The sequence below is a fragment of the Rhizobium sp. Root1204 genome, from assembly GCF_001424965.1.
Classification (GTDB): Bacteria; Pseudomonadota; Alphaproteobacteria; order Rhizobiales; family Rhizobiaceae; genus Pararhizobium.
This window is the reverse complement of record NZ_LMCZ01000018.1, coordinates 40,025-55,397: the sequence shown is the minus strand read 5'-3', so window position 1 is coordinate 55,397 and position 15,373 is coordinate 40,025. Positions and strand designations below refer to the sequence as shown.

Annotated in this window: 11 protein-coding genes and 2 pseudogenes; 4 read left to right on the top strand and 9 right to left on the bottom strand. The window is 57.7% G+C overall.

Annotated elements, in window-relative coordinates; translation table 11 throughout:
- Positions 1-4: 4 nt before the first annotated feature.
- The 5 genes from ASC96_RS16970 to aspT (ASC96_RS16950) form a co-directional block, all read right to left on the bottom strand.
- On the bottom strand, positions 5-217 hold the full coding sequence (locus ASC96_RS16970; protein ID WP_060504327.1) for a hypothetical protein: 213 nt from the start codon (positions 215-217) through the stop codon (positions 5-7).
- A complete protein-coding gene (locus tag ASC96_RS16965; protein WP_060504326.1) occupies positions 214-1,377 on the bottom strand; it encodes a DUF2092 domain-containing protein in 1,164 nt (387 codons plus the stop codon). The genes ASC96_RS16970 and ASC96_RS16965 overlap by 4 nt, the downstream gene beginning before the upstream one ends.
- Before the next feature lie 239 nt (positions 1,378-1,616).
- The gene (gene aspT, locus ASC96_RS16960) at positions 1,617-3,311 is read right to left on the bottom strand and encodes an aspartate-alanine antiporter (protein WP_060504325.1); all 1,695 of its coding nucleotides are present in this window, start codon (positions 3,309-3,311) and stop codon (positions 1,617-1,619) included.
- A 147-nt stretch (positions 3,312-3,458) separates the two neighbouring features.
- Positions 3,459-6,167 (bottom strand): decarboxylase, encoded by a 2,709-nt coding sequence (locus ASC96_RS16955; RefSeq protein ID WP_060504324.1) that lies wholly within the window; start codon positions 6,165-6,167, stop codon positions 3,459-3,461.
- Between the two features lie 218 nt (positions 6,168-6,385).
- Positions 6,386-8,077: an aspartate-alanine antiporter gene (aspT, locus tag ASC96_RS16950; protein WP_060504323.1), complete on the bottom strand. Its 1,692-nt coding sequence runs from the start codon at positions 8,075-8,077 to the stop codon at positions 6,386-6,388.
- Between the two features lie 485 nt (positions 8,078-8,562).
- On the opposite strand from aspT (ASC96_RS16950), the pseudogene ASC96_RS31860 reads away from it, so the two are divergent.
- Both ASC96_RS31860 and ASC96_RS16940 read left to right on the top strand, forming a co-directional pair.
- Positions 8,563-8,899, top strand: a pseudogene (locus ASC96_RS31860) (acetyltransferase); the annotation flags it as partial.
- 191 nt (positions 8,900-9,090) lie between these two features.
- Positions 9,091-9,558 carry a truncated hemoglobin gene (locus ASC96_RS16940; RefSeq protein ID WP_060504322.1) on the top strand — a complete coding sequence of 156 codons (468 nt, stop codon included), beginning with the start codon at positions 9,091-9,093 and terminating at the stop codon, positions 9,556-9,558.
- Positions 9,559-9,653: 95 nt separating this feature from the next.
- On the opposite strand, the gene ASC96_RS32725 is transcribed toward ASC96_RS16940, so the two are convergent.
- Both ASC96_RS32725 and ASC96_RS16930 read right to left on the bottom strand, forming a co-directional pair.
- Positions 9,654-9,965, bottom strand: coding sequence for a hypothetical protein (locus ASC96_RS32725; RefSeq protein ID WP_156397587.1), 312 nt, complete (start codon positions 9,963-9,965; stop codon positions 9,654-9,656).
- A 203-nt stretch (positions 9,966-10,168) separates the two neighbouring features.
- On the bottom strand, positions 10,169-11,986 hold the full coding sequence (locus ASC96_RS16930; protein WP_060504320.1) for a chloride channel protein: 1,818 nt from the start codon (positions 11,984-11,986) through the stop codon (positions 10,169-10,171).
- A 373-nt stretch (positions 11,987-12,359) separates the two neighbouring features.
- Here ASC96_RS16930 and ASC96_RS16925 point away from each other — a divergent pair, with 373 nt between their 5' ends.
- Positions 12,360-12,707 carry a helix-turn-helix domain-containing protein gene (locus ASC96_RS16925; RefSeq protein WP_156397607.1) on the top strand — a complete coding sequence of 116 codons (348 nt, stop codon included), beginning with the start codon at positions 12,360-12,362 and terminating at the stop codon, positions 12,705-12,707.
- 537 nt (positions 12,708-13,244) lie between these two features.
- On the opposite strand, the gene ASC96_RS16915 is transcribed toward ASC96_RS16925, so the two are convergent.
- Together ASC96_RS16915 and ASC96_RS16910 are read right to left on the bottom strand one after the other, a co-directional pair.
- The gene (locus ASC96_RS16915; RefSeq protein ID WP_060504317.1) at positions 13,245-13,691 is read right to left on the bottom strand and encodes an Rrf2 family transcriptional regulator; all 447 of its coding nucleotides are present in this window, start codon (positions 13,689-13,691) and stop codon (positions 13,245-13,247) included.
- A 57-nt stretch (positions 13,692-13,748) separates the two neighbouring features.
- Positions 13,749-14,330 (bottom strand): annotated as a pseudogene (locus ASC96_RS16910) (MFS transporter); the annotation flags it as partial.
- Between the two features lie 89 nt (positions 14,331-14,419).
- Here ASC96_RS16910 and ASC96_RS16905 point away from each other — a divergent pair.
- Positions 14,420-15,343 carry a LysR family transcriptional regulator gene (locus ASC96_RS16905; protein ID WP_060504316.1) on the top strand — a complete coding sequence of 308 codons (924 nt, stop codon included), beginning with the start codon at positions 14,420-14,422 and terminating at the stop codon, positions 15,341-15,343.
- Positions 15,344-15,373 lie beyond the last annotated feature (30 nt).

The window sequence follows — 15,373 nt, the reverse complement described above, 5'->3', positions numbered from 1 at the left end:
AAGCCTAGCAGTTATAGGCGCCGGTGGCGCAACGCCGGGTGGTTCGCCGGGCGACACCTGCCACGCTGACCGGCGTCAACGGACGGCCAACTCTTGCGACAGCATCCGGAGCAAGCGTGAGGATCGAGAGGGTTGGACTATCCTTCGACAGATCCCCCACGCCCAGCAATGCCGCCCAGACGAGACAAACAATTCCTGCGCGCTTGAAGAGGGTCATTTCTTATCTCCTACCATGAAGTTTTCTGGCAAATCGCCAAGGCTGTGTTTGAGATCGTTCACATCAATCTTTTCGGCATTGCTTGTATTCTTGAAGCCGAAATCATCCGATTTGGCACTGTCTCCGGATTTCCAATTGCTGATCTGAACGCTGTATGCGGGCCCACCTCGGACCTGGCTGGATGTTATATCCAACCTACAGGGGTACGGCTCTGCGCCGTGAGCGATCCAGATTTGAAAGTCTACATCATCCTTGCGGAATGCGAGAGAGTCACACTCGGTCCCATTGATGACGCCACTTCCGAGATCCTTGGAGTCATAGACGCCCTTCATCAGCTCGTCATAGGCCGTGGTCATCAGCAGATCAGCCGCCGGCAACGGCAGCCCGTACTTGTCCTTCAGCTCGTCTATCAGATGGTCCACCGTGCCGGGGATTTCGACCTGTGTGTACTTGTTGACGTTCTTTCCAAGCAGTGTCAGCGTCTTGCCGTCGAACAGGGCCTCGCTGTCGATAAAGCCGCCGGAGCGGGACGTGTGTACCTTATCCGGTCGATTGAGAATCACAGTCCCGGAGCTTGCGAGCCCGAGCTTTTGATCGCTGTTGGTGACAACCTGGAGATTGGAGTCATAGGAGAACGACATGGCCTTTTGCCCTGCCAGGTAGTCCGTCATGGCCTTCAGCAACTTTTTGGCTTCAGTCGAGTCCGTCGTCCTTACGAGTTCGACCCGACGATTGAGAGCTCTCCCAGCACCACTGTCGTCGCTGGCGACAGGCATCGTCTGCCCGACACCTCCTGCCTGCAACCTATCGGCAGCGATCCCACGCTCGACAAGAGCTGCCTTGATGGCTTCCGCACGGGCTATGGAGAGCTGTTGATTGGTTTCCGCATTGCCGCTCGAATCCGTGTGGCCGACAATTCTCAAGCCCCATTCCGGGAAATTCTTGAGCGCTGTGGCAATGTCATCAAGGATCGCTTCCGTGCCCGATCTCAAGGTCGAGGCGGAGATGCCGAAGCGCAGGCCGTGAACGTCGTAGCGTTCCCGCGTCTCCAGCGCCTGCTGCATTGCGTCTCGGCTATACTTGGTCTCAATATCCTGGGCCTGAGATGACGTGTTGGCGACTGCCAGCAAGGCCACCGTCGCCAAAATGCCCCCTGCCATACCGTGCTTCCAGGCCAAGGGTCGGCGTGTCTGGATTCGAATGTGTTTTTTGGATTCAGATATCGTTTTAGGTTTGCTTGACATCAGATTGGTTCCTTGTCGCTGATGCGTGAATTTGACAGTCAGTCCATGCTCTTCATCATTCAAATGCCTCCTTTGGTTGCACTGCAGTACAAGAGGTTTAGGGCTGAATCTGGTCGTCGTGGGTCGCTTGCGCTGCCGTCTGCGACCGCACATCGCTACGATCCGGCAATGATGCCGACGATCACTGTTCCCCAGGTCGTCAACAGAATGTGGCCGATTGGAACGGCCGGCGTATATCCGAGCACCGCGACCATGCTGCCTGATCGCTCTTGAACGGCTGCCATTGCAGCCGTCATCGTCTGGGCGCCGGCAAGACCACCAAGTAGTAGAATCGGGTTCATACCCAGAACGTAGCGGCCGAAATAAAGTCCGACGATCATGGGCGTGATGGTCACGATCATCCCGCCGAAGAGAAGACCAACGCCCGCGTCAGCAATGGCTGAAAAAAAGACAGGCCCCGCATGCAGACCGGTCATCGCGACGAAGGCGGAAAGCCCGAGCGCCGTCATCAGCGAGACAGCGGCATCCGGTATTCGACCAAACAGAGGAAAGCGCGTGCGCAGATGCCCGACCATCAATCCTGCCAGCAGCGTGCCGACACTGGTGCTCAGGGAAATCCGCATGTCGCCGATCGGAACTGTGACGAGAACGCCGACAAGCCCGCCGAGAAAAATCGCAAGTCCGAGAACAAAGAAATCCGTCGTTGTCGCAGGTGCCACAACAACACCGATCCGCTTGCCCGCAACCGAGACGACCGGCTCCGGCCCGACTACCCGCAGGATGTCACCACGCTCAACAGTAATACCCGGTGCGATCGGGATATCCTGCCCCCCACGTGTCAGGGCGCGCAGATAGAGGCTGCGTGTCCAGTTCTCCGTGGCCACATCCTCGATGCTCCGCCCCTTGATCTCGCGGTTTGTCAGGAGAATGTCGGCAACCGACACCGGGATATCGAGAAGTTCGCGGTCCTCTACCTCCTCGCTGCGCGGTCCAAGGACCGTTACCAGCGCTTCTCGCGTCCCCGACACAGCAACAATATCTCCCGAATTGATCCCCAATGCCGGAGCCGCTTCAACGATCGCGCCGTCGCGTCGAAGACGCTGAACGAAAAGCCTGTGTTGGGGGAATGTTGCCTCCGCATGCTGGATAGACATGCCTGCGATGGGCGCGTTTTCTGCGATCCGATAGGCGCGCATTTCGAACCTGTGCCAAGCCGAGGAGACGCCGGCTCGCGTTCGGGTAATCCCGTATTCCTTTTCCAGTTTCAGCGCCTCGGCGACCAGGTCGATGCCGAGCAGCTTGGGACCGACGACACTGCAGAATAGAATAACACCGACTGCACCGAAGACATAACAAACAGCATCCGCCACCGCGACATGGGCGACGAACCTCGCGCGGTCGGCTTCTGGCAATGGCAGGGCATTGATCGCTTCCGTCGCCGTACCCATGGCCGGGCTTTCGGTCAGGGAACCGGAGAGAAGGCCAGCCGCAAAGCCGGGATCGAGTCCCAGGATCTTTGCAACTGCGATGGCTGTCAAAAGCCCGGTCACGCAGACGACGATGGCGAGAAGTACGGGTTTCATCCCGTCCCGCTTCAAGGCCTGCAGAAACTGCGGCCCGACCGAGTAACCAATCCCGAAGAGGAACAGCAGGAACAGAAAGGATTTCGCCATGCCGGCCACAGGCACATGGGCGAACTGGCCAATGAGGATGCCCGCAAACAGTGAGCCAGTAACAGGTCCCAAGCCAAAGCCCCGGAATTTAACCGTCCCGATCAGATATCCGATGCTGATTGCAAGGAATACAGCCAGTTCGGGATATTTGACCAGAAATTGCTCGACCCAAAGCATGATTAGACGAACTCCCCCTTGCCTCGTATCGAGGCATGCCCACCCTCATCACCTGCCGGAACGTTCGTGTCGAAACCGGCAAGCCTGAAAATACACTGGTGGAACGATCAGGCGCCGCGTCATATTGCAGAGCCTGATCGTTGCCCATTACCGCTTCATCTTGGCTGAGACAGCGTCCGGTTTGACCAGCTTCAGCCCTCTTGCCTTCTCGTAACCGTGGATTTCCTTCACATCGAGCTTGCGCATGAAATCGATTGTCTCCTGCGTCAGCACCTGCCCCGGCACCATGATCGGGAAGCCGGGCGGATAGGGAATGACGAAGTTGGCCGAGACCATTTCCGGCCCCTCCGTCAAGCGCCGGTCGCACTCGGCTCCGAGAAGCGGCACGTATTCACACACCGACGCGTCATACGCGTTGAAGAAGGCAGTGCGGATATCACCTTCCGGGGTCATTCGTCCCGCATCGCTGCGATAGACCTCGTGGAAGTGGCTGAAGTTCGGCAGGTCGGGCACGTCGGTCATCAGCGATTTTACCCGTGCGGCAAACGCCTTACGTTCACCCTCCCCGCCATCGGCGAGACGCTTGTCGATGCCATGGCATATCTCGACCATGACGCGAATGAGATGCGCGATATCGCTGCGCGTGTTGTTAATGTTCGACTGCAGCAACACGCTGTTCCGCGAGGTCTTGTTCAACTGGATATCGTACTCAGTCGCGAGCAACCCCTTGAACTGTGTCCCGTCGAAACCGGCAGTTCCGCAGACCAGCGTCATGCGAGTAGGATCGAGGTAAAATTCGTCCTCCCGCATCGACTTGATCGCCGTTGCCCAGGTCGAACCTGGCGCCAGATAGTCCTTGAAGCCCGACTGCCGATAGGCCTCGGGTATCATCTCGTCCGCTCCCAGTACTCGAAAGTATTTCGAGATCAGCGGATGTTCGTTGATCGCCTGGCGGATCTTGAGCGCGATCTCGATCGCGTTCATGACGAGACCATAGCCATCAAGTTCCATCTGCCGCCGCGCCACATCGAGACTGGCGATAAGCTGCTGGTTCGGGCTGGTAGAGGCGTGGGTGAAGACAGCCTCGTGGAACTGAGCTTCCACAGTATGAAAATCCACGTCCTTGACCAGCAGCATCGAGCCCTGCCGGATCGCCGACATCGATTTGTGCGTGGAGTTGGTTTGGTAGACCCGGAGTCGAACGGCTCGCGGATCGGGGATCAGGCGCACAGCCATGAGCGTTTCATCCGAAGGATTGTCACCGAGTTCCGTCTGCTGTTCATCATAGGCCTTGATGGACGCAGGATCGCGCAACCATTCTTCCAGATCCCCGGCCGCGCCCATAGCCGTGCGCGGGCGCAGGAACGGCGAGAACCGAGCGAACCCGGACCATGCCTCGTCCCACAGGAAGATGAGGTCAGGCTTGATCGAAAGGCACTCCTCCATCACCCGCCGGACATTGTACATATGCCCGTCGAAGGTGCAGTTGGTAAGGTCAAGCAGCCTCAGCCGATCGAGACGCCCTTCCGCTCTCAGCGCCAGCAGCGCGCGCTTGATCGTCGCGAGCGGCACCGCGCCATACATCGAATATTCCGTCATCGGAAAGGCTTCGACATAATAGGGCTGCGCGCCGGTCAACACCATGCCGTAGTGGTGCGACTTGTGGCAATTGCGGTCGACGACGGCGATGTCGCCAGGCGCCAGCAGGGCCTGAACCGCCATTTTGTTAGATGTCGACGTGCCATTGGTCACGAAGAAGACGTGGTCGGCGCCGAAGGCACGCGCGGCCATCTCCTGCGACCGCTTGATAGTGCCGGTCGGCTCCAGAAGACTGTCCAGCCCACCTGTCGTCGCGCTGCTTTCCGCAAGGAAGAGGTTGAGGCCATAGAATTCGCCCATGTCTCGGATCCAGTCGGACTTGAACACAGACTTGCCGCGCGCAATGGGCAGCGCATGAAACGTCCCGATCGGCCGACGCGCATATTTCTTCAGATTGTCGAAGAACGGCGTTTCAAAACGCGCCTGCACACCTTCCATGATGGCGAGGTGCAGTTCCAGCGGCTCTTCGACCGCATAGAAGATACGACGCACAGCATCGGCGGCTGGATCTCCAGCAAGTTTTTCGACCTGGCGGTCAGACAGTAGGTAGATGTCGAGTTCCGGACGGATTCTCTTCAAAGAACGCGCAAGGCGAAGCGCCGAAACATCCGATCCCTCAGTTTCTCCGAGTGGGTCCAGCACCGAGCGCAGCACTGGCGCGTCATGGCGTGAGCGGTAGGGAAAGCCCTCGGCGAGCACCACGGAAATGATATCCGGGTTCAACGCCGCCGCGCAGAATGCGTCTTCGAATGATCCAACAAAGATCGGTTCATATATAAAACCGTCCTCAGGACGTCGCAGTCTGCGAACTTCGTTAGCCAATGCGGGCCATCGTGCTGCCGGCTGGCTGTTGACGAACAGCACCTCGAAATAGGGCCGACGGCCGCCTGTTTCACCTGTCGCCGGCGGCATGATGTCGACCACCTCATCGTCCGACATCACATCGTGAACGTCCCACTCGGCCAAGCGACCCTTGTAGGCATGAGTCAGAAGCCCGTTCGAGATGCGCCGCGCCAGCTTCGCGGCTCCGGTGGGATCATTGCTGGCGATACGTTCCTTCAAGGCGTCGAGCAATCGCGTTCCGGGATAGGCGTGGTATTCTTCAGCAGCTCCCGCTGCGGCGAGCGCCAGTTCCAACCCGGCTCGTTCACCACGATTGGCGGCCCATGCGTCAGCTAGGCTGGTAAGTTCGCGCCAGTTGTCTGCACGCGCTGAATGTATCAGCAGGAACTGGTCGATATGTGCGGTCTCGGTCATCGAGTTCTCCCCGTTCTGTCTTGATCGAACGTCATCGTCGACGCCGTCCGAATGGTCGGCCGCATCGGCAGTTTCCCTGCTACTAAAGATTTCGGTGCGAGACGTTCCTGATTTCTGGATCTAAGCGAAGCGTTTGCGCAAAACTGCCGCGCATCGTTGCGTGGCAGGTATCCGGTGCGGGCGGGATCGGCTGCTCACGGCAGTATCCCGCCCAAACCTCAGGTCATCATCATGACGAGGACCATGCCCCAGATCGTCAGGAGCGTGTTTCCGACGGCATAGGTCACGGTGTAGCCAAGCCCTGGGATCTGGCTCTTAGCCCGGTCGTTGATCATCCCAAGCGACGCAGTCGTCGTCCGGGCGCCCGAGCAGGCCCCCAGCAGAATGGCGGGGTGAAACCGGAACACGTATTTGCCCACATACATAGCCAGCACCAGAGGCACTGTCGTTGCGAATATGCCCCACAGGAACAGGCTGAAGCCGAGCTGCTGCAGGCCCGCGACGAAACCCGGTCCGGACGAGATTCCGACCACCGCGATGAAGATATTGAGCCCGACCGAATTCATGAACCAGACAGTCGGTGACGGGATTCGCCCGAATTTCGGACGAACGGAGCGCAGCCAGCCAAAGAAAAGGCCGGCGATCAGCGCGCCTCCGGACGTGGAGAGCGTGAAGGGCACGTCTCCGACTTTATAGACCAGCGCGCCGATCAGCGCGCCGATGGTGATCGCTCCGCCAATGAATGCAACATCGGCAATGTCGGTCTGACGGTCCAGTACACCGAGAGCGTTAGCGGCGGCGGTTGTGTCCTGCGTCCTCCCAACAACGGTCAAAACATCACCGCGATGAATCTGCGTGTTGGGGAGAATTGGAATTTCTGTCGCAGTGGCCCCACGGGCGATACGGCGGAGGAAAACCCCACGGGCCGTCGGCCATTGCGCCAATTCCGCCAGCGTCTTGCCGTCGGCCTTTTTGTCCGTCACAAGAATATCGACCCCTTCCGCAGGCACTGCGAGCAACTCGCGATCGTCAACTTCTTCGGCAGCAGGGCCGATCAGGCTCACCAGCACATCGCGGCGCCCGGCCACGGCAACGATGTCTCCGGCCTGTATGACGGTGTCGGCAGTTGCGTCCTCGATCTTGCCGCCGCGACGGATCCGCTCGACAAACACTCGCTGCTCAGGAAACATGGACTCGGCCTCACGCGCCGTCTTTCCGACGACAAGCCCGTCTTTGCGAACCCTGTAGGCCCGCAATTCGTAATGATGCCAAGCCGTGCCGGCTCCACCCATTTCCTTTTTACCGCCCTTTTCCTCCTCATACCGCTTACATTCGGCTTCGAGGTCAATACCGAGGAGCGCAGGACCGATCAGTGCCAGCACAATGGCCGAACCCACAGTGCCGAAAATGTAGGTCACCGCATAAGCGACCGGCATTGCATCAAGCAGCCGCTTCGCTTCCTCCGGTGGCAAGCCAAGACGGTTGATGGCGTCAGTCCCGAGGCCCATTGATGCGGAGATGGTCTGCGAACCGGCATAGAGCCCCAGTGCGGATCCCATGTCATACCCCGCAAATTTTGCGGCAAGATATGGTGCGCCCAAACAAAAGAGGCACACCACCACAGCGAACAGCGCTTGAGGTATGCCATCCTTTGCGATGCCGCGCACGAACTGCGGCCCCACACCGTAGCCGACGGCGAAAAGGAACATCAGAAAGAACGTCGCCTTGAGCGGAGGCGAAATCGTAATCCCGAGCTGTCCGATAATGACAGCCGCGATCAACGTGGCCGTCACCGCCCCAAGTCCTAAACCTTTATAGGTAAAGGAGCCGAAGTAGTACCCCAGCGCCAAGGACATGAATATCGCAATTTCAGGATATGTGCGAAGCGTATCTGCAAACCAGTCAAGCATAGTTCCCCCTATTGCTCTGATCCGGATATCTATTTATGAATGCACGTCGCTATTATTGCGAGCATACACACCTGCTGTTTCGATTCAAGCTGGTATTTTTATGTTTAAATTTGATTTTTTGCGCAGTTTTTTATGATCGTCTGGAGAGCGGTTCCATCGCTCGGGACGGCATCTACCTCGAACGACTGCTAGACGAATGAAGTGTGCCTTTTAGACCAGCACGAGTGCAGGGGCTTGGATGACAACAATCTTCCGCGATCTCAGAGGGACGGACCCAACTTCTGCATTTTCCATTCCTTCGTAATTATAAAGGCTCCCCGATACTCCACCGATGACGTGGTTTTGCTGGGGAGTCAAAGCATTTTCGATCTTCTCGATTCGATAGATGTAGAGAAATCGAGCCGCGCGATCGATGCGCGTTGCAGGGATCTGTAAATTCGTCCCGAGAGTCTTGAGGCACAGATGGTCGTTCGCCAGCTTTTGGACGTGGCGCCATTGACGAAATGGTGTGCGAGTTCCTTCCGCACGCTCCACTCTGGCTGGCGGTTGATGAAAATGACTATCCGCTGGCCTTCATGCTGATCGACGAAGGACACATGGAAGCGCTATTCGTTGATCCCGCCCTGCGTGGAAACGGTATTGGTGCTGCCCTTGTGAAGCACGGCCTCGTGCTTCATCCAAAAATGACAACCGATTGTCAACGAGCAGAATGATCAAGCTGTTCGCTTCTATGAACGAATGGGGTTCAAACAGACAGGTCGCTCGCCAATCGACGGCCAGGGCAGGCCATATCCACTCATCCACCTAGAACATGTGAACTGATTGGCGCCCCCGGCATCAAACTCGGCAGCTTCATTGCGCTGAAATTAATGGGTTCACGGCCTAGCAAGCCAGGGAGAGAAAACTTGCAATCAAAGCCGGCCGCTACAACTCCTTGACACCCATTTGACGCTTGGCACGGCGTTCGCAGCAACTATATTGTGTGTGCCGATGCGGCAGATGCTGGGTGATAAATGGACGACAAACTACAGGGGCGTGGCGCCCACAGCGCGGTAATCCGAGAACGTGCGGAAGCCGAGATGAAATCGCTCGGCATCGATGAGTTCTTAATTGGCGTGTTGGTGGAGGCGTTTTATGCTCGCGTGCTTTCACATCCGCAGCTCGGACCAGTATTTGATGCGAAGCTGGCGGGGCGGTGGCCGGAGCACATGGAGAAAATGAAGAGCTTCTGGTCCGCCGTTGCATTCCGCAGTGGCGCCTATGGCGGAAAGCCGGTTCAGGCTCACCTTGGCGTTGCAAACATGACGCCAGAGCTTTTTCCGCAATGGTTGGAGCTGTTTGCTGCAACGCTTGACGAAGTCGTTCCTAGTCCGGAAGCCAGAGCCTGGTTTACTGAAACTGCGGATCGCATAGCACGAAGCCTGACGCTTTCGCTTTTCTACAATCCGGCACTCGACGACCCGGCACTAACCCGAATCTAGCGATCTTTTAAAGGTCTGCGCGAATGGAGAAGCCGTCCTGTCCAACAGTCGCCAGTTCTTTGGTCAGTTGGCAATGACGTCGACGATCCTGCCGCTCAGCCATGTCGAATTGATCCCCCGCTTGCGTAGCTCCATGCCGGGGGTGCGCCCGGCGCACTCACGCGGTGAAACGTATGAGACGCTCCATTTCTCCATAAAAAGGCAATATGATCCTCGATCGTTTCGCGAATAAGGGCAGAGATGTCCGCCTCCAGTGCAAGATCGCCGGTTGTTGCAACTGTATCGTCAGCAATCAGTACCCTGATTCTTTTCACATCAAATATCTCCTCGGGCCGCCCATTGAAGTGAAGATACAGCGTTCGGTGCACCGCTGCTCTGACGGTATCACGGTCGCGAACACCCAACATGGTCACCTCCAATAACCTTTAAGATGCAACCCAGACCAGTATTGTAGATGCTTTGTGAAATTGACGACTGATACGAATGAAATGAAACTCCCATGATCCTTAGGATATATTGTCCAAGCATCTGCCTCAAGCCGAATGCCTGTGCTGCCATCACCACGTGAATGGTGGGCTAGTCTACACAAGCATTGGCTGTTGCTTCAAATTCATATCTGCTCTTTCTCCACGCCCTTGCGCGATCCGAAATAGGGGCGCCGTTCTGTCTCGCTTGCTCTAAGAGTATGGCGAAGCTGGAGCAGGTCTTTGCGCGCGATGAGACCCTTAAGCCGACCACTTTGTGGATCTACGATCGGAATGCGACCAGCGTCCGTGATGAGCATGAGGTCGGCGACATAACCAACCGTGTCGTCGGGATGGGCAACTGGCAGCGAGGCGTCCGAGACGAGATCTCCAAGGAGTTGGCCGGAAAACTCTTTCTCTTGCTGCCACCGCAAGGCATCCGCGCGCGAGACCAATCCCTTAAGAACGCCGTTGCTGTCCACGACGGGATAGATACGGTGGGCGTTTGCCGTCGCTACAAAAAAGCTGGTGGCTGTATCAACGGTCATATCGGTTGGAAGCGTGTCGACCTCCTTGATCATGATGTCACGAGCACGCGCAAATTCGAACGGATCGATGCCGTATTCGCGGGTGATGTGCTGGCCGCGGCGGGCGATTTTCTCGGTCAGGATCGATCGGCGGAGCAGAAGCACAGTCACGGCATAGGCGGCAACTGTCGCGGCCAGAAGCGGCAGCAGGGCCGACACATCGCCGGTCAACTCGACGGCAAAGAAGGTTCCCGTCAGTGGCGCGCGCATGGTGCCACCCATCATTGCCGCCATACCAAGCAGCGCCCAGAAACCGGGATCTCCGGGAAGGACAAGACCGACGAGCCAACCAAGCGCGCCTCCGAAAGTCAGGAGCGGCGCAAGGACGCCGCCCGAAGTTCCCGACGAGAGTGCGACCAGCCAGATTGCCGCCTTTACGAGCAAAATCGTCAAAACCGACGCGGGCAAGATGCTGCTGTTCAGCAGACCGTCGATGATATCGTAACCGACGCCAAGCGCCCTTGGCTCGATCAGACCGCCGAGGCCAATGACAAGCCCGCCGAGCGCAGGGCACCACATCCAGTGGATTGGCAGCGCTTCGAAAAGGTCTTCAACCTTATAGAGCAGCGTTGTCAGGATGCCAGATTGGATGCCCGCGATGATACCCATCGCCGCACAAAGCAAGATGCCCCACCAGGGCAGGTCCATATGAAACTGCCTGGGAAAGAGAGGCCCCGTCTGAAACAGGAATGGCCGCCAGCAAACGGAGACACAGGCGGCAACCGCAACAGGGATGAAACTACGCGGTTTCCACTCGAAGAGCAGCAGTTCAACGGCCAGCATGATCGCCGCGATCGGTGAGCCGAAGATCGCAGTCATACCAGCGGCAGCACCAGCGACCAGCAGCGTCTTGCGCTCGGCCGAGCTTAGATTGAAGCATTGCGCAAACAATGAGCCGATCGCGCCGCCCGTCATGATGATCGGCCCTTCCGCACCAAACGGCCCCCCGGTTCCGATCGAGACCGCCGATGAGAGCGGTTTCAGGATAGCGACCTTCAGCGACATGCGGCTGCCCCCGATCAGGATGGCCTCGATCGCCTCCGGTATGCCGTGACCGCGGATTTTTTCTGATCCGAAGTGGGCCATCAGCCCGATCACGAGGCCTCCGACGACGGGGATGAGAACCATCCAGACCGAGCGATGCGCTTCGGCCAAGGACGCTGGCGCAACGCTGAGGCGGCCAAACCAGGTAAGGTTTGTCACCAGCGAGATGAGACTGACCAGAACCCAGGCAGCAAAGGCGCCGCCGGTGCCAACAACCAGAGCCATTCCGGTTAACGCGAGAACGCGCTTGTCGGTGGTAAAATCCCCGGCCTCGCGCCGGGAGAGGCCGCCCATGAAATCATGGGTACGGTGCGGATTTTCTTGTGATGACATTGTAGGTCCTGCTGCCAATATTGGTTGGCGCGGATATATATCGTATTACGACATATATCAACTGGCGAAGAGAACCGGTTGCAGTCAGGCGATCTCTGCCTGCAACCGGCCGAATGTCTCGGGCATCAGAGAGTTGATAATGAGCGCGCAACGCTGCAGGTTTGCTGGGGCAGGCGATTTTTACGAAACGCGCATAAGGTGCCGGAATTTTTACGACGGCCGCCTATCTGTGGGTTACCTGCCAACAGGTGTGGCCGTATATGGGCTTCGAAGGCACAAATCGCGGGGAGGAAAGGTGAAAAAACTGGAGGACGATCTAACGGACGCCGATTACGAGGCGCTGTCCAACCTGCGCTATACGCTTCGCCGCTTTATGGATTTCAGCGCATCGGCGGCGCAGCAGGAAGGCTTGCCTGCGCAACAGCATCAGGCCCTCCTTACGATCCGTGGGCATCGCGGCTTCGAAGCCATGACGATTGGAGCCCTGGCTGAGCGCCTGCTTATTGCGCCGCATTCGGCCACCGAACTTGTTGGAAGGCTCGTCGCTGCGGGATATGTCTCACGGACCACTGATCTCGCAGACAAGAGAAAGCAAACATTGGCGCTGACCGAGAAAGCCGACGCAGTTTTGAAGCGGCTGACAAAAACACACATTGCTGAGATTAAAGAGTTGGCACCACAGTTGATCGACATCCTTCGTGATTTGCAGCGCGATTTGTGACTTCATACGGCATCCCAAGAGAGAATACGTCCGAAAGCAGGCAAGATCGAAGATATCCGGTCGGATGCAATTCGATACCATCGCGTCCAAAGAAGGATGTTGGACGATAAGAAATTGCCGCGGGCGAGGTTGGAGAACCGGAACCGGTATAATCTTCAACACTGCCGTGACCGAAGCTGAATTTCGATACGGTCTTCGTTAGCTCCCCCGACGATCGCTACCGCATGACTTGGAGGCAGCCATTTTACCAATATTTTCCGAAGATCTCGCCGGGCGCGTGCTGCAGTTTGACGCGCAGATTGCCGCCATTAATCTGTCGCGAGGCGCCGCACTTGTTCTGGAATGCAGCAGATTTCGAGGGCCTTGCCCTGAGCTTCATAAATCCCTGGAACTCCGGTGACATCAAGACCTTAACGAATATCCCGCGAACCCTGAAGCCATGCCGCCTATTGTTTTCCGACCGATGTAAGCGCGAAGCAATCAAGGAAAACAAACAAAATGCCGGGGCTTGCCTCTCGCAATCTCAACTCGCCGCGTTCATGGGTTAGCCAATTCAGGACTGTGGCCCAAGCTATCGAAAATCAGCGCGAAGTCCTCGGGCCGTGTCACGAGGTCCGCCAGCGAATACCGATCCAGAACCGCCAGGAAAGCAGACAGTGCTTCCTTGAGCATACCCGTTAGACGGCAGGCGGGAGCGACGATGCAGTTTCCGCAGTCCACAAGATCGAAACCGCCTTCGGTACGGCGGACGAGTGCGCCAATGTTGATGTCTTTGGGAGGCTTGCCAAGCCGGATACCACCGTTGCGCCCACGAATGCTTTCAACGTATCCGGATTGGACCAGTTCGGTGACCACCTTCATGAGATGGTTCTGCGAAATCCGATAGGTTTGCGCCACTTCCGCAATCGAGCACAGGCGATCCGGACGTGCTGCCAGATAGAGCAGCACCCGCATCGAGTAGTCGGTGAACAGCGTCAGCTTCATTTGAATTCCCGGAAACGGCGATCGACCATATAATTGCATCTTTCAAAGGGCAGGTATCTCCTGCTCTCCCTGCCGGATCAGGAAGCCGAGCGATTCCGGTAGCTTCCAGAGGACGAAAGGCAGAAGCAGGAGCGGCACCGCAGCGGCGAAGAACATCGGCTTCCAGCCATAGTGCGGAATGAGCCCGATGCCGAGAGCGGCAGCCACCATGCCGCCGACGGAATAACCGGAAAACATCAGCGCCACCATGGTGCCGCGCATGCGCTTCGGGGCGTACTCGTTCATCAGCGCCACCGCATTCGGCATCAAGCCGCCGCAACCCAGACCGGCGATGAAGCGGAAGACCTTGAACTGGTCGGGCGAATTGGCAAAGCCGGTCAAGAGGGTGGCCGCGTTGAAGACAAGGAAGCTGATCGCGATCCCTTTCTTGCGGCCGATACTGTCGGCGAGCGGTCCGAAGATCAGCGCGCCGAACATCATGCCGAACAGTGCCCACGCCTGCAGCACACCGGCCTGCGGCTTGGTCAGACCCAACTCCGCAATCAGCGTCGGCAGTACCGTTCCGGCAACGAAGACATCGTAGCCGTCAACGATCAAAAGCAGCGCGCAGAGCGCTACCACCGTCAAACACCATTGCATTGGATATGATACCTTTTAGATATAGTATCAAAAAATACTCAGCAGAAAAGCACTTAGCGCATCGTAACATACCTAAAGAGGGAGAAAGAATGGATCTCCGCCAGCTCCGTTACTTCGTTGCGGTCGCGCGCGAACGCAATTTCACCCGTGCAGCGGAAATCCTGAACATCCCGCAGCCGCCGCTCAGCCGGCAAATCCAGCTCCTGGAAGAAGGGCTTGGCGTTCCCCTGATCATCCGCAAAAGCCGGCCGGTGCGGCTGACGGAAGCGGGACGACTCTTTTACGAGCAATCCCTGCAGGTTCTTGGCCGGGTCGACCAGATGGGCACGGCAACCCGCCGGGTGGGGCTGAACCAGAACAGTGTCTTCTCTATCGGCTTCGTCGCCTCAACCCTCTATGGCGGCCTGCCGTCGCTGGTCCGCAAGCTGCGCCAGCACGCGCCGGAACTCGATATCCAGCTTCTCGAAATGGTCTCGGTGCAGCAAATCCCCGCCTTGAAGGAAGGACGCATCGACATCGGCTTTGGCCGTCTGCGCCACAGCGATCCCAATGTCACCGGTATCGTTTTACGCGAGGAACGGCTGGTCGTCGCCATTCCCAAGGGCACGCCACTCGCCGAAAGCAATGCCCCCCTCCCCATTGTGGCGCTCGCCGACCGGAAGATCATCGTCTACCCGAAGGAGCCGCGGCCGAGCTATGCCGATCAGGTATTGAGCCTGTTGCAAGGCCATGATGCCCGGCCCGCCGAGGTTCACGAGGTCCGTGAAATCCAGACTGCCCTTGGCCTCGTCGCCGCGGATGCAGGCCTGTGCCTGATCCCAGCCTCCGCCCGCCAGATGCGGTCCGACGTGCATTACCGGCCGCTCGAGGAGACGGACGCCATCTCCCCGGTCATCCTCAACCAGCGGGCTGGCGACACCTCCCCCTACATCGACCTGGTCAAAAAGCTCATCCAGGAAATGTACGCCGAAAACCCACCGTGGCTGGATACAGAGCACAATTACATACCCTAAGTGCACCGCACATGTCTGTTTGTTCTCGAA

Excerpts from the sequence above, each read along its gene's own strand:
- ASC96_RS16930 (WP_060504320.1), bottom strand. The coding sequence starts at position 11,986 with ATGTCATCACAAGAAAATCCGCACCGTACCCATGATTTCATGGGCGGC.
- aspT (WP_060504323.1), bottom strand. The coding sequence starts at position 8,077 with ATGCTTGACTGGTTTGCAGATACGCTTCGCACATATCCTGAAATTGCG.
- ASC96_RS32725 (WP_156397587.1), bottom strand. The coding sequence starts at position 9,965 with ATGTTGGGTGTTCGCGACCGTGATACCGTCAGAGCAGCGGTGCACCGA.
- ASC96_RS16915 (WP_060504317.1), bottom strand. The coding sequence starts at position 13,691 with ATGAAGCTGACGCTGTTCACCGACTACTCGATGCGGGTGCTGCTCTAT.
- ASC96_RS16970 (WP_060504327.1), bottom strand. The coding sequence starts at position 217 with ATGACCCTCTTCAAGCGCGCAGGAATTGTTTGTCTCGTCTGGGCGGCA.
- ASC96_RS16905 (WP_060504316.1), top strand. The coding sequence starts at position 14,420 with ATGGATCTCCGCCAGCTCCGTTACTTCGTTGCGGTCGCGCGCGAACGC.
- ASC96_RS16965 (WP_060504326.1), bottom strand. The coding sequence starts at position 1,377 with ATGGCAGGGGGCATTTTGGCGACGGTGGCCTTGCTGGCAGTCGCCAAC.
- ASC96_RS16925 (WP_156397607.1), top strand. The coding sequence starts at position 12,360 with ATGGATTTCAGCGCATCGGCGGCGCAGCAGGAAGGCTTGCCTGCGCAA.
- ASC96_RS16955 (WP_060504324.1), bottom strand. The coding sequence starts at position 6,167 with ATGACCGAGACCGCACATATCGACCAGTTCCTGCTGATACATTCAGCG.
- aspT (WP_060504325.1), bottom strand. The coding sequence starts at position 3,311 with ATGCTTTGGGTCGAGCAATTTCTGGTCAAATATCCCGAACTGGCTGTA.
- ASC96_RS16940 (WP_060504322.1), top strand. The coding sequence starts at position 9,091 with ATGGACGACAAACTACAGGGGCGTGGCGCCCACAGCGCGGTAATCCGA.